Source organism: Streptomyces sp. 6N223, from assembly GCF_052246635.1.
Lineage (GTDB): Bacteria > Actinomycetota > Actinomycetes > Streptomycetales > Streptomycetaceae > Streptomyces.
Genome location: NZ_JBQQCA010000011.1, coordinates 85,183 through 107,949, shown reverse-complemented (window position 1 = coordinate 107,949; position 22,767 = coordinate 85,183). Strand labels below are relative to the sequence as shown.

The window sequence follows — 22,767 nt, the reverse complement described above, 5'->3', positions numbered from 1 at the left end:
CTGCTACTCCCCCTGCGCCGCCTCGGGATGCGGCCACGGGTTGGGCTCGCAGGTGACGCCTTCCGTGGTGAGGTACTTCGTCTGCTGCATCATCACCGGCGCCAACGCCCCCTCGCCCGGGCACAGCACGTGCCCGTAGCCCAGCCGGTGCCCCACCTCGTGGTTGATCAGCATCTCGCGGTAGCCCCGGATGTCGTCGCCGTACGTCTCCGAACCCTGCGCCCAGCGCCAGGCGTTGATCATCACCCGCTCGGTGCTGGAGGAATTGCAGGAGACGTTGTCCACCCGGACGTCCAGGCCCGACTTGTCGCACCACTCCGCCGTCGTGCCGGGGCTGGCCAGGGTGATCACCCAGTCGTACTCGCCCGCCGAGACCCGCGTGAAGCTGCGTTCGCCGCTGTTGCCCCAGCTGCGCGGATCGTTGAGGGTCAGGTGCACCGCCTCGGCGAAGAACTCCGCGTCCAGGCCCAGGCCTTCCTCCACGTCCACGCGATAGCGCACCACCGTGGCGGCCGAGGGATCGGCGGCCGGGTCGCTGCCGGGGACGGGCGCCAGCTCCCCCGAGCCGGTCAGATCCGGCGCCATCTCGAAGGTGGTGTCCATCAGCTCCTCGAAGCCCAGCACCGGCTCGGCGGGCCCGGCCGGCCCGGGCACCTCCGCCTGCCCGGACGCCGGGGCGTCCGGCCCCCGCGCGCCCTCGTCACCGCCACCGCGGTCGGCGTCGGGCTGGGGCAGCTCGGAGGGCAGCGACACCCCGTCGGCGTCGGCGGCGTCCGAGTCCGGGTCGGCGAGCTGCCCGGCGGTCACGACGGCCAGCACCGTCACGACCGCCGCCGAGACCACCCCGACGAGGGTGCGGCCCCAGCCGCGGCGCGCCGCCGACCCGTCCCGGCTATCCCCGGCCACGGCCCCGGCCCCGCCCCGGCGTCCCGCCGCGCGCGCCACGCCCGGCGCCGTGCCCCGGTGCGCCCGCTCGCGCCCTCCCTCGTCGCGCCCGTCGCGCCCATCGCGGCCGCGGTGCCGTCCGTGGCGGCCTCCGCCGGAGCCACGGGGTCCCCGGGAGCGCCCGTAGTTCTCGTCCTCGAAGGCATCGAGATACTCCTGCCTGGGTCCCGCCGCGTTCCCGACGTTCCCGACACCCACCGTCACGCTCGTGCGCGTCGCCGCCTGGCCCGCCTCGTCCGACGTCTGCCGCTGGCGCTGGCGCTGCCCCTGCGTGGTGAGGTCCCGGTACTCGTTCATGCGGCGAGCAGCTCCCGGAAGCCGCGCCCCACGAGTTCCGGGAACTCCATCATCGCCACGTGCCCGGCCTCCGGCAGCACCAGCAGCCGCGACTGGCCGAACGCCCTGCTCGCCCGCCGCGCCATCCGCGGCGACACCAGCCGGTCCCGCCCCCCGTACACCAGCAGCGTCGGCGCCAGCACCCGCTCCGCCTGCCGCCACAGCGAGTGCTGCCCGCCGAGGGTGTAGGCGTTGACCAGGCCGCGCGCGGTGCGGGTCAGCGAGTCCCAGAAGTACGGCAGCATCTGCCGCCGCTCCAGCTCCGCCACCGCCGCCGAGAACTCCTCGGGCGTGATCCGCGCCGGGTCGCCGTAGCACAGGCCCAGCACGTTGCGGGCGCGCTGCTCGGGCGGCAGTCCGTCCATCACGCGCGGCAGCAGCCGCGTCATGCCGGGCGCGCCGAGCAGCGCCGTCGGCAGGGCCGTGCGCTGCACGAGCACCTCCGGCAGCGCGGGCGCGACCAGCGTGAGCGTGCGTACGAGGTCCGGGCGGAGCGCGGCGACGCGGGTCACCACGGCGCCGCCGTGGGAGTTCCCCATCAGATGCACGGGGCCGCGCCCGCTGGACTCCAGGCAGCGGATCACGGCCCTGGTGTGCCCGTACACCGAGTAGTCGCCGTCGTCGGGCGGCGGCGAGGCGCCGAAGCCGGGCAGGTCGAGCGCCTCGCACTCCACGTCCCCGGAGATCAGCTCCATCAGCGCCGACCAGTTGCGCGAGGAGCCGCCGAGCCCGTGCACCATCAACGCCGGCTCCAGGCCGTCCCGGTCGGCGGCGCGGCGGCGGATGGCGAGCGTCATGCCGGGCAGCTCGACGGTCCGCATGGTCTCCCCGGCCCGCACCCCCGGCCACCCCTCCGCGGCTGCCAACGCGGCATTCAAACGCCGCTGCCGCGTCTCCTCGACGGCGGCGGCGGTGGCGGGCTCGGCGGTCGGCATGGCGCAATATTACGAGCCCGTCACGTCAGCTACACGCACTCCCGCGCGGAGTTCGTGTGTCCGACGTCACATCGCGGGTTCGCCTCGGGCCCTTCCGCCTCCTAGGCTTGTGTCACCCACCGGTCAGGACGGTCATGCGGAGGTGAGGTGCGATGCCCGAGGACCCCACGGACCCCGAGACCCTCGATGAGTACCTCGAAGAGAAAGGGGACCAGGACGAGGGCCGGCTCGGCGAACGGGACGAGGTGGGCGCGGGTGACCGTGCCACCGAGGACCTCGGCGAGACGCCCGAGGCCGACGCCGCCGAGCAGCGCCTGGAACTGCTGCGGCTGCGTGACACCCCGCTCACGTCGCGCACGCTGGACGACGCCAACCCGGCGGACGCCGCCGAGCAGTCCCGCGTGGTCGACCCCGGCGACGAGGAGTATCGATGAACGCTCTCCCCCTGAGTTCCACCTTGAGTGATTGCCCGACCGTACGATGACGGGCACCGAGACCGATCGAGAACCAGCGGGAGGCCGCGTGACAGCCACCGAGCAGACCCAGGCCCGCCCGCGCGGCACGCGCCTGCCGCGCCGGGCCCGGCGTAACCAGCTGCTGGGCGCGGCGCAGGAGGTGTTCGTCGCCCAGGGTTACCACGCGGCGGCGATGGACGACATCGCCGAGCGCGCCGGGGTGAGCAAGCCCGTGCTCTACCAGCACTTTCCCGGCAAGCTGGAGCTGTACCTGGCGCTGCTGGACGAGCAGTGCGCGGCCCTGGTGCAGGCGGTGCGCAAGGCGCTCGCCTCGACGAGCGACAACAAGCAGCGGATCGCCGCCACGATGGACGCCTACTTCAGCTACGTGGAGAACGAGGGCGGCGCCTTCCGGCTGGTCTTCGAGTCCGACCTGACCAACGAGCCCGCGGTGCGCGAGCGCGTCGACCGCGTGGCGCTGGACTGCGCCAAGCTGGTCAGCCCGCTGATCGCCGAGGACACCAGCCTGCCCGAGGACCAGGCGATGCTGCTGGCGGTGAGCCTGTGCGGCATGGCCCAGATCACCGCCCGCCACTGGCTCGGCTCGGGTCGCAAGATCCCGCGCTCGGTCGCCAAGGACCTCACCGCCTCCCTCGCGTGGCGCGGCATCGCGGGCTTCCCGATGAACCACTGACCGCCTGCGGCGAGCTTCCGCGCCACGGCCCCTGCCGGCGGTCCACGGCGCGGGGGCGTAGCCCCCTACGCCCCCGCGCCCCCGGCGACGCCATCGCACTGCCCCGCCGATGCCAGGCGCCCGCGCCCGGTCATCGGCGGCACCCGGCCCATGACCGACCACCCCGGCCAGCCGCCGGCCGGCACGGGCGGGAGCGCGGCCTTCGCCTTCGACGGGGGTCCAGCGGGCGGCCCTGGACCCCCGGGAGGTGACCGGGCGGGCAATCCGCCCGCGCGCTGTTCGCTCTCGGCGTGGCAGGGCCCGTCCGGCCCCGGCCGGTGCCCGGATAGCCTGTGGGCAGCAACTGCAACAGCGGAGGGACAAGCCGTGGAGATCAAGATCGGCGTTCAGCACACACCGCGCGAGATCGTTCTCGAAAGCGGGCAGTCTCCCGAGGAGGTCGAGAGCCAGATCGCCGAGGCGTTCTCCGGCAGCGGCAAGCTGCTCACACTGGTCGACGAGCGCGGACGCAAGGTCATCGTCCCTGCCGACCGCGTGGCGTACGTGGAGATCGGCGAGCAGGTCCAGCGGAGGGTCGGCTTCGGCGCCCTGTGAGGGGTCCGGCGTCGCGTGAGCCCAAGGTGGCGCCGGAGGCCGTCGGCGCCACCCGGCGCGCCGTCGCCGCGAGCGTCACCGCCACCGCCACCGTCACCCCCGCCCGCCTCGACGCGCTGCTGCTCGCGGTCGCCGTCGCCGGCGTCTCCCTCTCCGGCCCGCTGAGCGCCGCCATCGCGGCGCCCGCCCTCGCCGTCGCCTTCTGGCGCAACGCTCTGGCCGTCGCCGCCCTCGCCCCGGCCGTCGCGCTCCGCCGCGCCCCGCGCGCGGAGCTGGCCCGCCTCGCCCGCTCGCGGCGTTCGCTCCTCCTCTCGCTCGCCGCCGGGGCCGCGCTGGCCGCGCACTTCGGGCTGTGGCTGCCCAGCCTGCACCTGACCTCCGTGGCCTCCTCGGTCGCGCTCGTCACCACCACGCCCGTGTGGACCACGCTGCTGCTGCGGCTGCTGGGTCACCGGCCACCCGCCCAGGTGTGGCTGGGGTCCGTGATCTCCTTCGCGGGCGTGCTCTGCCTGACCGGCGTCGACCTCTCGCTCTCCGGCCGAGCCCTGGCCGGCGACGCGCTGGCGCTGGGGGGCGGCGTGGCCGGCTCGGTCTACGTGCTGCTCGGCGCCGAGGTGCGCCGCACGGCCAGCACCACCACGTACACCTTCGTCTGCTACGCCGCGACCTCGGCGTTGCTGCTCCCCGTCTGCCTGCTGGCGGGCGCCTCGCTCGGCGGCTACGCCCCGGAGACCTGGCTGAAGCTGCTGGCCCTCACGGCCGCCTCCCAGTTCCTCGGGCACTCGCTGCTCAACCGCGTCGTGCGCGGCCTCGGCCCGTCGATCACCTCGCTCGGGATGCTGCTGGAGACGCCCGGCGCGCTGCTGATCGCCGCCGTCTGGCTCGGCCAGCTGCCGCCCGCCGCCGCCTACCCCGGGCTGGCGCTGATCCTGGCGGGCCTCGCCCTCGTCATCCGCGGCGAACGGAACCAGCCCCCGTCACGAACGCCGACAATGCCGCCAACGCCATGAACGAACGCCTGCCCGCCTCGCTGGCCGGACTCGGCGAGCCCGACGCCCGCGCGGCCGTCACCTTCGTCGGCACCGACCGCGTCGAGGTGCTGCGCTTCCCCGACTCCGACTCCGACTCCGGCCCAGACTCCGACTCCGGCCCCGGCCGGGCCCTCGTCCACTACGCCGCGCTCTGCCCGCCCCCCGACCCGCCGCTGATCCTCACCCTGCGCTCCGGCCGCCGCGCTGACACCGACGGGGTCGTACGCCAGCTCGCCGTGATCGCCGCCTCCCCACAGGTGGAGGGCGTACGCCTGGAGCCGGGCGCCGCGCTCGACCTCCGCGCGCCCCTGTGGCCGGGCGCGCCCTTCACCGCCGTCCTCGTCGACGAGGACACAGCCGATGGCCCCGGCCCGCTGCGCCGGCTGGTGCCCCTCACCCCGGCCGAAGCCGCCTGGCGCCGGGCGCACGGCACGGCAGCGCTCCGCGAGGCCTGGCGGCGCCACGGCACCGACCTGCGCGACCCGGAACGGCGCGCGGTGCCGCTGGCGGCCAGGCAGACCCCCTGACCGAGTGAGAATTCTTGACGTGGCGGCGGCGCACGAGGACCGTTGATGGTCATGAGGGGCGAACCCAGTTGCCCGAAGTGCGGCGGACGGGTGAGGGCGCCCGGACTCTTCGCCGACTCGTGGCAGTGCGGCACCCACGGCCCGGTGCACCCCATGCAGCCGGTCGTCCCGCCCAGTGCCGAGGCGCTGACCGTCGTCGTCGGCCGCACCAAGGTGCCGGTGTGGATGCCCTGGCCGCTGCCGGTCGGCTGGCTCTTCACCGGCGTCGCCCTGGCCGGGGACGACCGCAGCGGCGGCCGGGCCACCGCCGTCGCCTGCTCCGGCCCGAGCCCCCTCGGCGGCCCCGGGGAGCTGCTGCTGATCGCCGAGGAGCTGGGCGTGGGCCTGGGCTCGCGGTACGCCGGGATCGTCGGCCCCGACCCGGGCCCGTACCTGCGCGTGGACCGCCCGCCGCAGGCCAAGGTGCTGGCGGCCGGGCGCCCCACCCCGCTGTGGCACGTCGCCGGCGCCCCCGACGACCGCGCGGTCTTCGCGGGTGAGGCGATGGGCCTGTGGCTGTGGGCCGTGGTCTGGCCGGAGCGCTGCGGGCTGCTGCTCTACGACGAGCTGGTCCTCACCGACCTGCGCGACGCCGGCTCCGAGATCGACCTCGTGCCGTGCGGCGCCCTGTCGCCCCGCATCCTGTCGTAAGGCCCGCGAGGCCCAAAAGGCCCCGTAACCCGGCGTACAGCGCGCCGCTATCCTTGGTGCCCACCCACACCCGCGCTCTCGTCGTCAGGAGCCCCCACCCGTGCGCATCGACATGCACACCCACTCCACCGCCTCCGACGGCTCGGACGCCCCGGCCGAGCTGATCCGCCACGCGGCCGAGGCCGGGCTCGACGTGCTGGGCCTGACCGACCACGACACGGTCGGCGGCCACGCCGAGGCCGCCGCCGCGCTGCCGACGGGCATGACGCTGGTGACGGGCACGGAGTTCTCCTGCCGCCTCGACGGCGTCAGCATCCACATGCTGGGGTACCTCTTCGACCCCGAGGAGCCCGAGCTGGCCGCCCAGCGCGAGCTGCTGCGTGACGACCGGGTGCCGCGCGCCAAGGCCATCATCGCCAAGCTGAACGCCCTGGACGTGCCCGTCACCTGGGAGCAGGTCAAGCGGCTGGCGGGCGACGGCGCGGTCGGCCGCCCGCACATCGCCGCCGCCATGGTGGAGACCGGGGTGGTACCGACCGTCAAGGACGCCTTCACGCTGGACTGGATCGCCGACGGCGGGCGGGCGCACGTCGACAAGCACGAGCTCGACGGCTACACCGCCGTCAAGATGATCCACAACGCCGGCGGCGTCGCCGTCTTCGCCCACCCGCTGGCGGTGCTGCGCGGCCAGGTCGTCTCCGAGAGCTCCATCGTCAAGCTGGCCGAGGCCGGGCTCGACGGCGTCGAGGTCGACCACTACGACCACGACGACGCCAACCGCGCCCGGCTGCGCGCCCTGGCTGCCGAGCTGGACCTGGTCACGACGGGCGCCAGCGACTACCACGGCGACGTGAAGGACGTGCGCCTCGGCAACGACCTGACCTCGCCCGAGGCGTACGAGGAGATCGTCGCACGCGCGAAGGGCGCGAAGCCGCTCACGGCGTGACGCCGGTGCGGGCGGCGTGAGCCGCCCCACGGAGCAAAGCGGAACCAACCCCCTTGCGCTACTCGTCGGTCAGGGAAGATGGCGGGTACCTTCTTTGTTCTTCTCTCTTCCTCCGGGGGTGGCCATGGCCAAGTGGGCGCAGACGGTCGGGGTCGAGCGCGAGGGATTCTCGATCAAGGTCCCCGAGGGCTGGTGGGAGTTCGACATCCGCCCCGAGACGCGGGACAACGCGATCCGGCGGATGGTGGACGAGCGGGTCCGCGCCATGCCGGAGCTGGCCAGCCGGCGGGAGGGGATCACCTCATTCCTGCGCAAGCAGGCGCGCGAGGCGTGGGACGCGGGCGCGGCGTACATCGGCTGCATGGCCGAGGACTTCGGCGGCAGCTCGCCGGTCACGGCGACGATGACGGTCTCGCTGATCCGCGCCCGGGGCGAGAACGGCGAGGCGCTGTCGAACGCCCCCGCGGAGGTCATCACGCGCCTGAAGCCGGTCGTGCCGCGCAAGGACGGCGATGCCTGGCGGGAGGTCAGCACCGTCGAGATCCCCGGCCTCGGCATGGTCGCCCGCACCAGGGGCGTTGAGGACCTGGAGCACCGGGGGGACGCGCGGCGGCTGCGGATGGTGCTGATGCAAACCTTCATCCCGGCCCCCGGCACCGGCGGGAAGCTCGCCCTGGTCACCGGCAGCAGCCCGGTCCTCGACCTCGCCGAGCCGTTCTTCGACGTCTTCGATGCGGTCACCTCCACCTTCCGCTTCGTCTGACAGGAGGCAGCACGGTGCCCGACCTGGTCATCTCGTTCCAGGACCTGCGGGACTTCGCCGAGGCGCTGGAGTCGATCCGCACGCGGATGAACGCCACGGGCCAGACCTTCGACAACTACGAAGACGACATGGGCGACGGCGACGTCAGGGACGCGCTGCAGGACTTCGTGGACAACTGGCGCGACGGCCGGGCCGAGATCGACGGGCAGCTGACGACGGTGAGGGACATCGCCGAGTCGATCGCCGACGACTTCGAGGGCGTGGACACGCAGTACGCCAGCGACCTGCGTGAAGGTGCCGAGGGAGAGGGCGAGGGCGGCGGCGCGCAGCCGGCCTGAGCGGGGGAGGGGAATCGTTCGATGGGGCGGAACTCGGACTGGTCGCCGGTGGGGATGGACGAGGACCCCACCCCGGGCGACCCGGAGCGGATAGCGGAGCTGGCCGACAGCCTGCTGAGCTTCGCCGACGACGTGGCCACCGCGCTCAGCGGCGTACGCGAGATGAGCGGCGACGGCGCGATCCAGGCGATGACGGGCGAGACGGCCGACGCCTTCGCCGAGCGGTTCGAGGACATCCCGGACAACCTCACCAAGCTCCAGGAGTCCTACGAGCTGGCGGGGCTGGCGTTGCAGCGCTACGGGCCGCTGCTGGCGTCGGCGCAGCAGGACGCCGACGCCGCGCTGGAGGACGCCGAGGAGGCCCAGACCGACCTGACCTCCGCCCAGGACTGGCTGACCCAGGCCGCCTCCGCCCTCGAAACCGCCCAGGAGGAGGACGAGCCCGAGGGCCCCGACGAGGAGCAGCTGCGCTCCGAGGTGCGCCGCGCGGTCGACGACGCGACCACCGACCGCGACAACGCCCAGAGCGCCGTGGACTCCGCCCAGTCCCGGCTGGACGCGGCGACCCGCCTGGCCGAGCAGGCCAAGGCGGCCCGGGAGGAGGCCGCCCGTCGGTGCGTGGAGGACCTGGAGGAGGCCTCCGACGCCGGGATGCAGAACCTGTCCTGGTGGGAGCGGGTCACCGACTGGGTCTCCGACAACTGGGACGGCATCATGCAGGTCGTCCAGATCGCCGCCACCGTCCTGGCGGTCGTGGCGCTGGTCGTCGGCGGCCCCCTGGTGTGGGGCCTGATGCTGGCCGCCTCCGCGATCATCCTCGCCGACACGCTCGTCAAATACGCCAACGGCGAAGCCAGCCTATGGGACGTCGGCTTCGCCGCACTCGACTGCATCCCCGGTGGCCGCTTCATCGGCCGGGGCGCTTCGCTCGCGCGCACCGGGCTGCGACGCACCTCCTCCGAGATCGCGGGAGAAACGCCTGCGCTGCGGAGGACCGGCCGACGTATGGATGGCCGCAACGAGTGTGGCGACCCGGTCGACGTGGCCACCGGCGAGCTGGTGATGTCCACGACCGACCTGGAGCTTCCGGGCATCCTCCCTCTCACCGTGGAGCGGCACCACATCTCCACGTACCAGCACGGGCGGTGGTTCGGCCGCTCCTACGCCTCCACCCTCGACCAGCGGCTCGTGCTGGAACTCAACGGCGTGCGGTTCTTCTCCTCGGACGGGATGGTCCTCCACTATCCCGTCCCCCTGCCTGACCCGGAGAATCCGGTGCAGCCTGTCGAAGGCCCGCGCTGGCCGCTGGCCTGGAACGGACAGCCCGGCGGCGAGATGACCGTGCACCAGCCGGATACCGGCCACACCCTGCACTTCACCCCGGTCCCGGGCCGCCGGGCCAACGAGCTGCCTCTCACCGCCGTCACCGACCGCAACACCAACCGCATCGAGCTCCACTACGACGGCCAAGGCGCCCCAGCGGAAATGGCCCACTCCGGCGGCTACCGCGTCGGCATCGCCACCTACGACGAGCGGGTCACGTCCCTGCGTCTGCTCTCCGCACCCGCCGAGCCGTTCCTGATCGCCTACGACTACGACCAGGCCGGCAACCTCGCCAGCGTCTTCAACTCCTCCGGTCTGCCCCTGGCCCTGTCCTACGACGAGAAGGACCGGCTGATCCGCTGGGAGGACCGCAGCAACACCTGGTACCGGTACGAATACGACGCGGATGGCCGGGTCGTCTTCTCCACCGGCACCGACCGCGCCCTGGAGTACCGCTACCACTACGACCCGGACAACCACCGCACCACCGCCACCAATTCCCTGGGCCACGCCACCGTCTACCAGTTCGACGAGGGCTACCAGCTCGTCTCCGTCACCGACCCCCTCGGCCACACCACCCGCCACGACTGGGACCGCTTCGACCGCGCCCTGTCCGTCATGGACCCCGTGGGCCACACCACTCGCTACGAGTACGACGAGCACGGGAACCTCAGTGTCATTGTGCGCCCCGACGGCCACCAGATCCGCGTGGCTTACAACGAGTTCGGTCTCGCAACCGAGCTGATCGAAGCTGATGGCTCCGTGTGGCGGCAGGCGTTCGACGCGGTGGGGAACCGCACAGTTCTCGTGGACCCCGGGGGGAATCGCACCCGGTACGCGTACGACGATCACGGTGGTATGGCCAGCGTGACCGAGGCCAACGGCCATACAACCCGCATGCGATGCAATGCGGCCGGCCTCGTCATCGCGGTCACCGATCCGGCTGGCGAGGTCACCCGCTACGGCCGCGACTCTTTCGGACGGGTCACGGAAGTCATCGATCCGCTCGGCTCCGTTCGACGCGCCGAGTACACGGTGGAGGGTCTGCGGCGGCGCCAAGTCGATCCACTGGGTGGCACCCAGACCTGGTCCTGGGATGGCGAGGGCAATCTGCTTCGTCACACCAACGAAAGCGGCGGCGTCACCAGATTCGAATACGGGCCCTTCGACCTGCCGATCGCCCGAACGGATCCAGACGGCGCTCGGCACGAGTTTGTGCGCGACACGGAGATGAGGGTCACCCGCGTCATCAACCCACAGGGACTGGCCTGGGACTACACCTATGACGAGGGTGGCCGCCTGGTCGCCGAGTCCGACTTCGACGGTCGGGAGGTGAGCTACCGCCGGGACGCGGCAGGCCAGCTGATCGCCCGCTCCAACGCCCTCGGCGAGACTGTCACCTATACCCGGGACCCGTTGGGCAACATCACGGAGAAGCACATCGATGGCCAGGCAATCACCTACACCTACGACTTGGTGGGACGTCTGATCACCGCCGGCAGCCCCGAGTGTGAGCTGGTGATCGACCGCGACGTGCTGGGCCAGATTCTGTCTGAGACCGTCAATGGCAGGGTCCTCACTCATACGTACGACGCCGTCGGCCGTCCACTCACCCGCACCACTCCCAGCGGACTGACCAGTACCTGGACTTATGACGAGACCGGGCACACCGCATCCCTGATGACGGCGGGCCGCACTCTCACGTTCGACCACGATGCGGCCGGGCGCGAAACCTCGCGCCGCCTAGGGGCCGACGTCACCCTGGCACAATCCTGGGACGCGGCGGGCCGGCCGGCAGTGCGGGCGCTCGCCGTAGGCAGCCGAGAGATGCGGCGCCGCAGCTACGACTTCCGCGCCGACCACTACCTCACCAGGATCACCGACGACAGCGGCACGACGAGCCTGGAGCTGGACCCGGCTGGGCGTGTTACCACCCTCACCGCTCCCACCGGCACTGAGGCATACACCTACGACGCAGCGGGCAACCAAGCCTCCGCACACTGGACCGGCAGCCACGGCTCGGACGGCATCGGCGAGCGCTCGTACGCCGGCACCCGAGTCACGCGCGCCGGCCGCATCCGGTATGAATACGACCGGGCTGGCCGCACTGTCCTGAGACAGAAGTCGATGCTGTCCAAGAAGCCACTCACGTGGCGATACGCCTGGAACAGCGAGGACCAGCTCATCCACGTCATCACCCCCGACGGCACCCGCTGGCGTTACAGCTACGACCCACTCGGCCGTCGTATCGCCAAGGAACGCGTGACCCGCGACGGCGAAGGTGTCGCCGAGCGCACCGTGTTCACCTGGCACGAGAACACCCTCGTCGAACAGACCACAACGAGTGGCGATCAGGAGCAGGACGGTCCAGCCACACTCACCTGGAACTACGACGGCCTGCACCCCGTCACTCAGGTGGAAGGGACGTCACGGGACGCGTCGCAAAGCGAGATAGACAGACGCTTCTACGCCATCGTCACCGATCTTGTCGGCACCCCCACCGAGCTGTTCGATGACACCGGCGCTATCGTGTGGCAAGAACGGACCACCCTCTGGGGCTCGGTCGCGGTCCGCCCTGACGGCACCGCTTACATCCCGCTTCGCTTTCCCGGCCAGTACCGCGACCCGGAAACTGGCTGGCACTACAACTTTCATCGGCACTACGACCCAGAGACAGCCCGTTACACCACTCCCGATCCCCTTGGTCTCACACCCGCACCCAACCACTACACCTACCCGCATAATCCGCACACCTGGGCCGATCCTCTGGGGCTCGCCACCCACGAGAACCTACCCGAGGGCTACACCCCTTCTCCGGCGTTGCGTGGCGATCCTTACCACCCTGACGCCGTAGCAGCCCGCAGGGCTCAGGCTGCCGAAGACTATCGACCAAGCGTGGCGGATCGAGCTGCCGAACTCGGGTACACGCGGCGCGTTCCACCGCAGCGTGCCCCATTCAATTCACACGGACAGCCAGTCTTCTCGGACGGAAGAAACTACATCACTCCCGATATCGACGGCCATAACGTTACTGATGGCTGGAAGATGTTCGACCGAAGGGGGCGGCGCATGGGCACCCACGACGCAGATCTGAATTATGTCAAAGAGTGAAGAGTTCTCCATTACGATCGACCCCGGAAATGTCCCACAGGACGCGACAGCAATGACGGAGGCAAGAGGAGTTATCCAGATCGGGAATTTTCGCGAATCATTTCTCGCAAATCTGATCTATTGGAGTGCCGACGACTACCGCAGGAGCTGGCGCGAGTCCTTCGCAGTGCTGAACAGAGAAGACCCGTCGACGTCATGCCTGGTGACATCCATCACGGAGCCGGAGACCAGCAATTTCATTTTCTGCTGGCCTCTCTACAGGATCGGCGAGGTCGTATTCGTACAGAATTCACTCATCTTCCTTGAGGAACTCGAGGAAAGATTCGACGCAGCAGCACCATGGAAATCTGTCAGCCCACGAGAGACGACCACCGAGGATGGTCACCGTATCTCCGAATGGCGCACCACAATGACAGCGCTGAGGAAATTCTTCACCTCGCAACCGTGACTCTTGCCATCAATTTCAGTGACATCTCCTCGATCGAGGCCCTTCTCCGCGGAACTGTCCTGTTCAAGTTCGACTGCCCACAGGCGGAGATGTACGTTGGCAGCCCTCAGCATTCAGAGGCCGCTTCGCTGCTCCTTCAAGCCGTCATCGACGAATACCGCCGATCCGGAAAGGAGGAAGTCGCGAAGCGCTGGGAGAAGCACTACCTCCTCAGCAATCATCCAGAACGACGCGAATTCGTTGGACAATACGCGAGAAGGCACCCGAAGTGGGCCTCCATGGACACACAACAGCGCAAGGCGTGGATCGACACGGTTGCTGCGCCTTACCGGATCTCCGACGAGGATTATCAATCCATCATGTCTGACACGTGAAGCAGTCCTCCGCGTCTAACTCCAAGCCGATCACGCAGGACGTGCCGACAGCCGAAGCAGTTGCTTCAGCGATAAATTCGTCACCGACCTGCCGTTCACTGAATCCCGGTTTCCCATGGCCTGGGACAGGGGAGTACACATGAATGCCGACGACGTGAACGCCGAAGGTCAAGCCGCACGAAAGCGCTGGGCATCACCAGAGCGCGCAAACGCAGTCGATCATAGGTCTTGGTATCCATCTGGGCTCCTCGCGGCTGACGAGTCCCTTCGAGGCATCACCGCAGGCCAGGCAGTAGAACCGACGCTCACCTCACCTCACCTCGGCCAGGAAGGCGGCCCACGCGGCCTCGGGGACGCTGAGACGCGGGCCGGTGGCGTTCTTGGAGTCGCGGACGGCGACGGCGCCGGCTATGCGCAGGATCTCGACGCAGTCGGGGCCGCTGCCGTTGCTGTAGGACGACTTGACCCAAACGCCGTCGGATTGAGTGGCACGGAGTTCGCTCTGTTCGGTGTTCACAGGTCTTTCGCTATCTGCTTGATGAGTCGGATCGTGGCCGCTGGGTCCAGTGCGTTCGCCGCGAGGTCTGCGAACTTGCGGCGGGCTCGGCGGAGTTCGCTCAGGTCATCGGTAACCTCATCATGACGCGACTTCTCGTGCTGCACCACGCTCCGCTCGTCGGCTCCGGGAAAGTCGTAGATCGCGAACGGCGTGCCGAAGACGGCGGGGGCACCGGCCGAGAAGGGCACCACCCGAATGGTGATGTTGTTGCGCTGAGAGTCCTGGACGAGGCGGTTGAGCTGATCACGCATGACCTCGGTGCCGCCGACCGCCGCTCGCAGTGCGACTTCGAGGCAGAGCACGTCGAGCGTCACAGGGTTGGGTCTGGAGAGGATCTGCTGACGCTGCAGGCGCGCTTCGACGAAGAGCTCTCGACGGTCGATGCTCTCGTCCTTCTGGCCGAAATCCGCGAGGGCCTGAACGTAGGCGCGAGTCTGGAGTAGGCCGGGGACATAGTTTCCGGAGTGAGCCAAGATCCGTTCGGCAGCGTCTTCCAGCGGGAAGATCTGGGCGCTCATGCGGGGGAAGAGATCGCGGATCTCCGGCCGCTCCCACCACATGCGGGCGGACTCCCTCGCCATGCGGATCTTCGTCACGATGGCCGTACGGCGCACGTCGTCCACGCCGTACAGGTCCAGCAGCGGGCCGATCTGCTCGTCGGTCGGCCACTTGCGGCCCACCTCGATCTGCGAGACGCGTGCCTGGGAGACGCCCAGGCGCTCCGCGACATCGGACTGGCGCTTGAATCCGGCCTCGATCCGGAGGCTCCTCAGCTCCGCGCCCACCTCCCGCCGCAGCCGGATCGCGTTGGTGTTGACACCCGTTGACACAGCTCTCCTCGCAGTTCAGCGTGCACGCGTTGATCAGCGTAGCCCTCAGTGGCCAGGCATCCCCCGATCGAGTGATCCCGGCCAGCGGCGTTGTTCAGAGCCGGTTGTACAACCAATATTACGTCCAGGACGCGCCGGGCAACTCCCAGATCACGGCGCGTAGTTCAGGATGCTGGAGAACGCCCATGCTCGCCTCGCATGCGCAACTGACCCCCCTCGTACCGCTGTTCACCTGGTCCTTTCCCCGCGAGCCCGCCTCGGTCGGCAGAGCCCGGTCGTTCGTGCGCGATGTCCTGTCCGAAGGACCCTGCGACTGGGTCAACGACGAACTCCGCGAGACGGTTGTGCTGCTCGTCAGCGAGGTGGCGGCCAACGCCGTGCGGCACGGCGCCGGGCCGCACTTCGGCGTTGAGTGCCACCTGCCGGACGCCGCGCTCCTGAGGGTGTCGGTGTACGACGACGGGGACGGACGGCCCCGGCCTCGCGTCGCGGGGGCCGACGACGAGGGTGGGCGCGGGCTGGCGCTGCTGGATCTGCTCGCGGACGAGTGGCGGTGCGAGCGCATGGGGCACGGCGGCAAGGTCGTCGCGTTCACGGTGAAGGGGCCTCGGACGTGAAGGCACCGATGAGTTCCGCCCGCGTGGCCCGTCTACCCACGACAGGTGTACGGACGAGGAGGACGCTGTGGGACAGGTCGTGGTGGACATCACGATGTCGCTGGACGGGTACGTCGCCGCACCCGGGGTCGATTTGGAGCATGGGCTCGGGGTTGGCGGGGAGGCGCTGCATGACTGGGTGATGGAGGGGAGGACCGAGGTCGACAGCCAGGTGCTGGACGCGGCTGTCGAGGCGACGGGGGCCGTCGTGATGGGGCGGCGGCTCTTCGACGTCGTGGACGGGCCGAACGGCTGGCGCGGCGACATGGGGTACGGGGCCGAGCGGGATCAGTCCAGGCCGCCGCCGTACTTCGTCGTCACTCACCGGGCGCCGGAGGCGGTGCGGTTGGAGGCGCCCTACGCCTTCACCTTCGTCACCGACGGCATCGCCAGCGCCGTCCGCCAGGCGAAGGCCGCCGCCGACAAGGTGGGCAAGGACGTCGTCGTGATGGGGGGCGCGAGCGTGTGCACGCAGTGCGTGGCGGCGGGGCTCGCCGACGTGGTGTGGATTCACCTGGCGCCGGTGCTCCTCGGGGGCGGGACGCGGCTCTTCGACGACATCGGCGGCGCGCAGGTGCCGCTGGAGATCACCGAGGTGATCGAGTCGGCCCGGGCGACGCACATCCGCTACCGCGTCGCCTGACAGCTCCGCCAGAAGTCGACCAGCGCCGCCGCCGTCGCCAGGGGCTCCTCGGTGTTCGGGGAGTGTTCCGCGCCCTTGATCACGGTGCGGCGGGCGTTCAGGCGCTGCGCCATGCGGTCCATGAGCGGGACCGGCCAGGCGCCGTCGCGCTCGCCGGAGACCACGTGCACCGGCACGCCGGTGGCGGCCAGGCGGGACACGCGGTCGGGCTCGTAGCGCAGCGTGCGGCCCGTGACCTGGGCCTGGATCGGGGCGCTCGCCAGCCAGCGGCCGCGCATCCAGCGGCCCGTGTCGTCGCGCTCGCGCACCGGGTGCCACACGCGCCACATCGCGCGCGGACCGAGCACCGGCAGGCCGGCGCTCAGCATCCGCAGCCGCCAGCGGGGCCAGCGCGCCACGCGGCCCGGTCCGGAGCCGATCAGGGTGAGTGAGGCGAAGGGTATGTGCCCGCGCGCCGCCGCCCGCAGCACCGCGCCGCGCGCGATGAGGCCGCCGAGGGAGTGGCCGGCCAGGTGCAGCGGGCCCTCGGAGGGCTCGGGCTCCAGCGCCTCGCCCTGGGCGAGGACGTCCTCGGCCAGGGCACCCAGGCCGTACGCGTGGCGCACGCCGTCGCCGGGCGTCTCGTACTGCCCCCGCCCGTCCACGGCCACCGCCCGGTACCCGGCCTGGGCCAGCGGCGCGAGCAGCGCGATGAAGTCCTCCTTGCTGCCGGTGTACCCGGGCACCAGCAGGGCCGTCCCGGCGAGCGGGCCGCCGTCCGCCGGCGCGGCGTCCAGCACGGCGAACGCACCGCGCCGGGTGGGCAACCGATACGCCCGCACACCGACCGGCGGGTCCAGGAAGGGTGGTCTGCTCACGGATCGAGCGTAGCCGGGAGCCAGGCGTGCCGGGCGGGCCAGGCGTCCGTCGGGCCGTCACCGCCCGTGTGCGGGCGGCAGGCCACGGCCCGCACCCGGGGGCCCGGCGACGGAGCCCCCGGTCACGGGAGGGTGCGGGTGCGGGTCAGTCGGCCGCCGGGGCGGAACCGGCCGCGCCAGCCGTGTCCGCCGTGCCCGTGCGGCGGCGGCGCCTGCGTCGCGGGCGGGGGCGCGCGGCGGCGTCACCGGCGGGATCGGCGGGATCGGCGGCGTTCACGCCGTCGGCCACCGGAGCGGACTCCGCCGCCTCCACCGCCTCCGCCTCGGACCCCGCGTCCCCGGGGGCAACCACGATGCCGCCACGGGTACGCCGCCGCTGCCGCTGCGTGCGCGTACGCCGCCGCTCGCGCTCACCGCCCCGGTCACGGTCACGGTCACGGTCGCGCCCCTGCCGGCGGCTGTCCCGCCCGCCGAGGTCCTCGACCTCCTCGGCGTCGAGCCCGGCCCGGGTGCGCTCGGCGCGCGGCAGCACGCCCTTCACGCCCTCGGGGATGCCCAGCGCCTCGTACAGGTGCGGCGAGGTGGAGTACGTCTCCGGCGGATCGGCGAGGTCCAGGCCCAGCGCCTTGTTGATCAGGTGCCAGCGCGGGATCTCGTCCCAGTCGACCAGCGTGACCGCGATGCCCAGCGCGCCCGCCCGGCCGGTACGGCCGATGCGGTGCAGGTACGCCTTCTCGTCCTCCGGCGTCTGGTAGTTGATCACGTGCGTCACGCCGTCGACGTCGATGCCCCGGGCCGCGACGTCCGTGCAGACCAGCACGTCGACCTTGCCGTTGCGGAAGGCGCGCAGTGCTTGCTCGCGCGCCCCCTGGCCGAGGTCGCCGTGGACGGCCGCCGCCGCGAAGCCGCGCCGCGCCAGCTGCTCGGCCACGTCCGCCGCCGTCCGCTTGGTGCGGCAGAAGATCATGGCGAGCCCGCGCCCGTTGGCCTGGAGTATCCGCGCCACCATCTCCTGCTTGTCCAGGGAGTGGGCGCGGAAGGCGTGCTGTGTGGTGTTCGCGACGGTCGCGCCCTCGTCGTGGGGCTCGGCGGCGCGGATGTGGGTGGGCTGGTTCATGTAGCGCCGGGCGAGGGAGATGACCTGGCCCGGCATGGTGGCGGAGAAGAGCATGGTCTGCCGCCTGGCCGGCAGCAGCTCGATGATCCTCTCCACGTCGGGCAGGAAGCCGAGGTCGAGCATCTCGTCGGCCTCGTCCAGCACCAGGCAGCGCACCTGCGACAGCCGAAGCTTGCGCTGACCGGCCAGGTCCAGCAGGCGACCCGGCGTGCCCACGACGACATCGACGCCCTTGGCCAACGCCTCGACCTGCGGTTCGTACGCGCGCCCGCCGTAGATGGACACGACGCGGACGTTGCGGACCTTGCCCGCCGTGAGCAGGTCGTTGGTGACCTGCTGGCACAGCTCGCGGGTGGGGACGACGACGAGGGCCTGCGGCGCGTCGGTCAGCTCTTCGGGCTTGGCGCGCCCGGATTCGACGTCGGCGGGGACGGTGACCGCCTCCAGCAGCGGCAGGCCGAAGCCGAGCGTCTTGCCCGTGCCGGTCTTCGCCTGGCCGATGACATCGGCGCCGGCGAGCGCGACGGGCAGCGTCATCTCCTGGATGGGGAACGGAGTGGTGATGCCGACGGCCTCAAGGGCCTCGGCGGTCTCCGCCAGGATCCCGAGATCTCGGAATGTGGTTGATTCGGTAGCGGACAGCTTTTTGCCTCTTCTGTGTGACGCGGCACGCGGCGGCGAGGCGGGTCATGCGTACCGCGCCGGTCAGTGACGGCCCAGGAGGGCCATCCGGCGCGGGACCCGGTCGTCTCGCTCAAGCGCACGCTGCGCGCGAGCGGGTCCCTCGTGCGGCGACTCGTGCGGGCGCACGGACCGCGCGAAGGGCTGGTCAGGTCGGAGCCGATCGGGCCACCGACCGGGCATCCGCGATGCTGGGTCCCTGGTCCCTGGTCCCGTGGTGTGCGGGTACGGGCGGCCCAGGAGACTCCAGCTTGGAATCGGGCCCGTCTCATGTGAGCGGGCCCTATATCACTGTACCCCGGAACCGCGCACATGCGTCAGCCTGTGTATCAGGTCACGTCCAGGTCATGGTCGGGTCATGTCGGGATCACGCCTGATCCAGCCCGGTCCGGCCCCGTCCCGCATGGTGTCCGGGGTTCCCGCGCGGTCGGCGCGGCCGCGCCGCCGGGGGATATTGTGCTGGTCATGGAGACGCCCGACACACCAGCTCCTGACACGTCCGCCGCCGAGACGCCCGGACCGCCCGGACCGCCCGGACCCGGCATCGCCACGCGGGACTGGGCACAGGCCAGCGCCGACGCCCGCTACCGGGCGGCCGTCGTCGATCTGCTGGGCGCGCTGGCGTACGGCGAACTCGCGGCGTTCGAACGCCTGGCGGACGACGCGAAGCTCGCGCCGACGCTGACGGACAAGGCCGCGCTGGCGCGGATGGCGGCCGCCGAGTTCCACCACTTCGAGCAGCTCACCGAGCGGCTGGAGGCGATCGAGGAGGACCCGACGGCGGCGATGGAGCCGTTCGCCTCGGCGCTGGACGAGTTCCACCGGCTCACCGCGCCCTCGGACTGGCTGGAGGGGCTGGTCAAGGCGTACGTGGGCGACGCGATCGCCGCCGACTTCTACCGCGAGGTCGCGGCCCGGCTGGACGCCGACACCCGGGCGCTGGTGCTGCGGGTGCTGGACGACACGGGCCACGCCTCGTTCGCGGTGGAGAAGGTGCGGGCGGCGATCGAGGCCGACCCGCGGGCGGGCGGGCGGCTGGCGCTGTGGGCGCGGCGGCTGATGGGCGAGGCCCTGGCGCAGGCGCAGCGGGTGGTGGCCGACCGCGACGCGCTGTCCACGATGCTCGTCGGCGGCGTCTCCGACGGCTTCGACCTGGCGGAGATCGGCAAGATGTTCTCCCGCATCACCGAGGCCCACACCCGCCGCATGGCCGCGCTCGGCCTGTCGGCCTGAGGCCGCTCGCCCTCGGTGGCGGGGCCGGGGCGGCAGGCCGTACGCTCCCGGGCATGAGTGGCGAGAACGGCGTGAGCGGCGAGGCGTTCGAGCTGGCCCTGATCGAGGAGTCCGCGAAGAAGTCGGCGCTGGTGTGGGTGCGCGGCCCACGGGGCGCGGCGCGGGCGCTGTGGCACGTGTGGCACGAGGGCGCGGTCTGCCTGGTGGGCGGGCCGGGCGAGCAGCCCGTCGACGACCTCGGGCTGGACGACGGCGGGCAGGCCGCGGTCACCTGCCGCAGCAAGGACAAGGGCGGGCGGCTGATCGTGTGGCCGGCGCGCGTCGTGGAGCTCGCGGCGGAGGGAGAGGCGTGGCGCGCGGCTGTCGAGGAGCTGAGGGGCAAGCGGCTCAACGCGCCCGACGCCGAGACGCTGCCGGAGCGCTGGGCCCGCGACTGCCGGGTGCTGCGGCTGGAGCCCGCCGGTGCGGCGGTGGAGCGGCCGGACGCCATGCCCACCGGCTCGCTGGCCGCGCCGCCGCTGCCCACGCCCGCGAGCACGCGCGTGGGTACGCCCACGGGCCTGCCGGCGCGGCGCCGCGCCCGTCGGCGTTAGCCCTCTCCCGGCGTTGGTCCCCTTCGGTTTCAGTCCTCTGATTCCCCGGAACCGCCGGATCCGCCGGTGATCATGTCGTCGCCGTAGTCGACGACCTGCTTCTCGTCCGGCCGCCGGGGCGAGAAGTCCTGGTTCCAGTCGGCGAGCGTCACCGTGCCCGCGTCGCCGCCGCGTTCGAGCCGCAGCGGGTAGGGGCGGCCGACCAGCGCCACGTCCATCGCGCCGCCCCGCCCGCCGTCGGCCTGGACCCGTATCGTGCTCACGCCGCCGACGGCGCCCTCGTCGCCCGTCTCCCGCTCGCCCTCCATGGCCAGCAGCCCGTCCAGCAGCAGGTTCTTGTCCGTGAAGCCGCTGAGCTCCCCGTACGCGGGGTCGTCCGGCGCGACCTTCACGTACTTGTCGTCGAGCTTCTCGGCCGGGTCGGACTCCAGCTCGGCGGGCAGGTCGTCGCTCTGCCAGAACGCCTCGTCAGCCTTCAGGTAGAGGTCCTCGCCCACGCGCAGCAGTTCGAAGGTGGGGCCGCCCTCGGCGGACACCTCGCCGAGGGCGCCGTCCTCGGCGAGCCGCATGTCGATGCGGTACTCCGCGTCGCCGGAGATGACCGTGCCGGTCAGCAGCACCGTGCGGGCCTGCCGGGCGGCGGAGATGGCGCGCTGCTCGATCTCCCCGGCGGACAGCTCCTCGACGCCGTTGGTCTCCTCGTCGTCGCCGTCGTCGCCGCCGCCCGATCCGCATCCGGCGAGGGAGAGCAGGAGGGCCGCGGTGCCCCAGGCGACCGCCCGGCGCCGTAGGAGAACAGTCACGTGCCGCAGCGTACCCGCCGCCCCGCGCCCGGGAACGGCCCGCCTCGGATGTGCGGCTCACTCGCGCCGTACCATCGGGGCATGGCTACCGACACGGCCCCGACCTCAGCGACCGCCCCGACCGAAGCCGCCGTACGGGCGGCGCTGTCCCGGGTCAACGACCCCGAGATCCACCGGCCCATCACGGACCTGGGCATGGTGAAGTCGGTGGAGATCGCGGCGGACGGCGTGGTGAGCGTCGGGATCTACCTCACGATCCAGGGCTGCCCCATGCGCGAGACGCTCACCTCCTCCGTGTCGGAGGCGGTGCGCGGCGTCCCGGGCGTGGCGGACGTGCACGTCGAGCTGGACGTGATGAGCGACGAGCAACGCCGCGAGCTGGCCGCCTCGCTGCGCGGCGGGCAGGCCGAGCGGGAGGTGCCGTTCGCCCAGCCGGGCTCGCTGACCCGGGTGTACGCCGTGGCCTCCGGCAAGGGCGGCGTCGGCAAGTCCTCGGTGACGGTCAACCTGGCGGCGGCGATGGCCGCCGACGGCCTCGCGGTGGGCGTGGTGGACGCCGACATCTACGGCCACTCGGTGCCCCGGATGCTGGGCACGGACGGGCGCCCCACGCAGGTCGAGAACATGATCATGCCGCCCGAGGCGCACGGGGTGCGGGTCATCTCCATCGGCATGTTCACGCCGGGCAACGCGCCGGTGGTGTGGCGCGGGCCGATGCTGCACCGGGCGTTGCAGCAGTTCCTCGCCGACGTCTACTGGGGCGACCTGGACGTGCTGCTGCTCGACCTGCCGCCGGGGACCGGCGACATCGCCATCTCCGTCGCGCAGCTCGTGCCGGGCGCGGAGATCCTGGTGGTGACGACGCCGCAGCAGGCCGCCGCGGAGGTGGCCGAGCGGGCCGGGTCGATCGCGGTGCAGACGCACCAGAAGATCGTGGGCGTGGTGGAGAACATGTCGGGCCTGCCGTGCCCGCACTGCGGCGAGATGGTCGACGTCTTCGGCAGCGGCGGCGGGCAGCAGGTCGCCGAGGGGCTGACGCGGGCCACCGGCGCGAAGGTGCCGGTGCTGGGCACGATCCCGATCGACGTGCGGCTGCGCGAGGGCGGTGACGAGGGCAAGCCGGTGGTGCTCACCGACCCCGGCTCGCCCGCGGGCGCCGCGCTGCGGTCGGTGGCGACGTCGCTCTCACGACGCGAACGCGGCCTGGCCGGCATGTCCCTGAGCCTGACGCCGACGCGGCGGGGGTAGAGGGGCCGTCCCCCAGGCCGTCCCCCACCCCGCGCCT

The 22,767-nt window shown here is 71.7% G+C and carries 24 protein-coding genes; 17 read left to right on the top strand and 7 right to left on the bottom strand.

The features are described from left to right. Positions 1–3 precede the first annotated feature (3 nt). Both ACTWQH_RS10090 and ACTWQH_RS10085 read right to left on the bottom strand, forming a co-directional pair. On the bottom strand, positions 4–1,242 hold the full coding sequence (locus ACTWQH_RS10090; RefSeq protein ID WP_443286068.1) for a DUF3152 domain-containing protein: 1,239 nt from the start codon (positions 1,240–1,242) through the stop codon (positions 4–6). Further along, positions 1,239–2,102 carry an alpha/beta fold hydrolase gene (locus tag ACTWQH_RS10085; RefSeq protein ID WP_443286091.1) on the bottom strand — a complete coding sequence of 288 codons (864 nt, stop codon included), beginning with the start codon at positions 2,100–2,102 and terminating at the stop codon, positions 1,239–1,241. The genes ACTWQH_RS10090 and ACTWQH_RS10085 overlap by 4 nt, the downstream gene beginning before the upstream one ends. Positions 2,103–2,368: 266 nt before the next feature. On the opposite strand from ACTWQH_RS10085, the gene ACTWQH_RS10080 reads away from it, so the two are divergent. The 12 genes from ACTWQH_RS10080 (at position 2,369) to ACTWQH_RS10025 (ending at position 13,510) form a co-directional block, all read left to right on the top strand. Further along, complete coding sequence (locus tag ACTWQH_RS10080) at positions 2,369–2,650, top strand: hypothetical protein (RefSeq protein ID WP_443286067.1); 282 nt, start codon at positions 2,369–2,371, stop codon at positions 2,648–2,650. 88 nt (positions 2,651–2,738) lie between these two features. Continuing rightward, the gene (locus tag ACTWQH_RS10075; protein ID WP_443286066.1) at positions 2,739–3,365 is read left to right on the top strand and encodes a TetR/AcrR family transcriptional regulator; all 627 of its coding nucleotides are present in this window, start codon (positions 2,739–2,741) and stop codon (positions 3,363–3,365) included. Between the two features lie 366 nt (positions 3,366–3,731). After that, complete coding sequence (locus tag ACTWQH_RS10070) at positions 3,732–3,959, top strand: DUF3107 domain-containing protein (RefSeq protein ID WP_443286065.1); 228 nt, start codon at positions 3,732–3,734, stop codon at positions 3,957–3,959. A gap of 116 nt (positions 3,960–4,075) precedes the next feature. Then, positions 4,076–4,969 carry a DMT family transporter gene (locus ACTWQH_RS10065; RefSeq protein ID WP_443286090.1) on the top strand — a complete coding sequence of 298 codons (894 nt, stop codon included), beginning with the start codon at positions 4,076–4,078 and terminating at the stop codon, positions 4,967–4,969. Further along, on the top strand, positions 4,966–5,517 hold the full coding sequence (locus ACTWQH_RS10060; protein WP_443286064.1) for a suppressor of fused domain protein: 552 nt from the start codon (positions 4,966–4,968) through the stop codon (positions 5,515–5,517). Before ACTWQH_RS10065 ends, ACTWQH_RS10060 begins: the two co-directional genes overlap by 4 nt. Positions 5,518–5,568: 51 nt before the next feature. Next, positions 5,569–6,207: a DUF6758 family protein gene (locus ACTWQH_RS10055; RefSeq protein WP_443286063.1), complete on the top strand. Its 639-nt coding sequence runs from the start codon at positions 5,569–5,571 to the stop codon at positions 6,205–6,207. 100 nt (positions 6,208–6,307) lie between these two features. Next, positions 6,308–7,153 carry a PHP domain-containing protein gene (locus ACTWQH_RS10050; RefSeq protein ID WP_443286062.1) on the top strand — a complete coding sequence of 282 codons (846 nt, stop codon included), beginning with the start codon at positions 6,308–6,310 and terminating at the stop codon, positions 7,151–7,153. A 124-nt stretch (positions 7,154–7,277) separates the two neighbouring features. Then, positions 7,278–7,916 carry a hypothetical protein gene (locus ACTWQH_RS10045; RefSeq protein WP_443286061.1) on the top strand — a complete coding sequence of 213 codons (639 nt, stop codon included), beginning with the start codon at positions 7,278–7,280 and terminating at the stop codon, positions 7,914–7,916. 14 nt (positions 7,917–7,930) lie between these two features. After that, on the top strand, positions 7,931–8,254 hold the full coding sequence (locus tag ACTWQH_RS10040) for a hypothetical protein (protein ID WP_443286060.1): 324 nt from the start codon (positions 7,931–7,933) through the stop codon (positions 8,252–8,254). Positions 8,255–8,275: 21 nt separating this feature from the next. After that, positions 8,276–12,688 (top strand): DUF6531 domain-containing protein, encoded by a 4,413-nt coding sequence (locus tag ACTWQH_RS10035; RefSeq protein ID WP_443286059.1) that lies wholly within the window; start codon positions 8,276–8,278, stop codon positions 12,686–12,688. Next, positions 12,675–13,136 (top strand): hypothetical protein, encoded by a 462-nt coding sequence (locus ACTWQH_RS10030; protein WP_443286058.1) that lies wholly within the window; start codon positions 12,675–12,677, stop codon positions 13,134–13,136. Before ACTWQH_RS10035 ends, ACTWQH_RS10030 begins: the two co-directional genes overlap by 14 nt. Continuing rightward, a complete protein-coding gene (locus ACTWQH_RS10025; protein ID WP_443286057.1) occupies positions 13,133–13,510 on the top strand; it encodes a hypothetical protein in 378 nt (125 codons plus the stop codon). Before ACTWQH_RS10030 ends, ACTWQH_RS10025 begins: the two co-directional genes overlap by 4 nt. Positions 13,511–13,820: 310 nt before the next feature. On the opposite strand, the gene ACTWQH_RS10020 is transcribed toward ACTWQH_RS10025, so the two are convergent. Both ACTWQH_RS10020 and ACTWQH_RS10015 read right to left on the bottom strand, forming a co-directional pair. After that, positions 13,821–14,027 carry a DUF397 domain-containing protein gene (locus ACTWQH_RS10020; protein ID WP_443286056.1) on the bottom strand — a complete coding sequence of 69 codons (207 nt, stop codon included), beginning with the start codon at positions 14,025–14,027 and terminating at the stop codon, positions 13,821–13,823. Further along, positions 14,024–14,899, bottom strand: coding sequence for a helix-turn-helix domain-containing protein (locus ACTWQH_RS10015; protein ID WP_443286055.1), 876 nt, complete (start codon positions 14,897–14,899; stop codon positions 14,024–14,026). The genes ACTWQH_RS10020 and ACTWQH_RS10015 overlap by 4 nt, the downstream gene beginning before the upstream one ends. A 185-nt stretch (positions 14,900–15,084) precedes the next feature. On the opposite strand from ACTWQH_RS10015, the gene ACTWQH_RS10010 reads away from it, so the two are divergent. Both ACTWQH_RS10010 and ACTWQH_RS10005 read left to right on the top strand, forming a co-directional pair. Beyond that, positions 15,085–15,516 (top strand): ATP-binding protein, encoded by a 432-nt coding sequence (locus tag ACTWQH_RS10010; protein ID WP_443286054.1) that lies wholly within the window; start codon positions 15,085–15,087, stop codon positions 15,514–15,516. A gap of 67 nt (positions 15,517–15,583) precedes the next feature. Next, on the top strand, positions 15,584–16,198 hold the full coding sequence (locus tag ACTWQH_RS10005) for a dihydrofolate reductase family protein (protein WP_443286053.1): 615 nt from the start codon (positions 15,584–15,586) through the stop codon (positions 16,196–16,198). On the opposite strand, the gene ACTWQH_RS10000 is transcribed toward ACTWQH_RS10005, so the two are convergent. Further along, complete coding sequence (locus ACTWQH_RS10000) at positions 16,183–17,055, bottom strand: alpha/beta fold hydrolase (protein ID WP_443286052.1); 873 nt, start codon at positions 17,053–17,055, stop codon at positions 16,183–16,185. The genes ACTWQH_RS10005 and ACTWQH_RS10000 overlap by 16 nt on opposite strands. 145 nt (positions 17,056–17,200) lie before the next feature. Beyond that, positions 17,201–18,709 carry a DEAD/DEAH box helicase gene (locus ACTWQH_RS09995; RefSeq protein ID WP_443286051.1) on the bottom strand — a complete coding sequence of 503 codons (1,509 nt, stop codon included), beginning with the start codon at positions 18,707–18,709 and terminating at the stop codon, positions 17,201–17,203. A gap of 609 nt (positions 18,710–19,318) precedes the next feature. Here ACTWQH_RS09995 and ACTWQH_RS09990 point away from each other — a divergent pair. Next, the gene (locus ACTWQH_RS09990) at positions 19,319–20,086 is read left to right on the top strand and encodes a ferritin-like fold-containing protein (protein WP_443286050.1); all 768 of its coding nucleotides are present in this window, start codon (positions 19,319–19,321) and stop codon (positions 20,084–20,086) included. A gap of 53 nt (positions 20,087–20,139) precedes the next feature. After that, positions 20,140–20,679 (top strand): hypothetical protein, encoded by a 540-nt coding sequence (locus ACTWQH_RS09985; protein ID WP_443286049.1) that lies wholly within the window; start codon positions 20,140–20,142, stop codon positions 20,677–20,679. Between the two features lie 29 nt (positions 20,680–20,708). Here the strand turns inward: ACTWQH_RS09985 and ACTWQH_RS09980 are convergent, their stop codons facing one another. After that, entirely contained in the window at positions 20,709–21,482 is a 774-nt protein-coding gene (locus ACTWQH_RS09980) for a hypothetical protein (protein ID WP_443286048.1), read from the bottom strand. Between the two features lie 81 nt (positions 21,483–21,563). On the opposite strand from ACTWQH_RS09980, the gene ACTWQH_RS09975 reads away from it, so the two are divergent. After that, a complete protein-coding gene (locus tag ACTWQH_RS09975) occupies positions 21,564–22,730 on the top strand; it encodes an Mrp/NBP35 family ATP-binding protein (RefSeq protein ID WP_443286047.1) in 1,167 nt (388 codons plus the stop codon). The last annotated feature ends 37 nt before the right edge of the window (positions 22,731–22,767 follow it).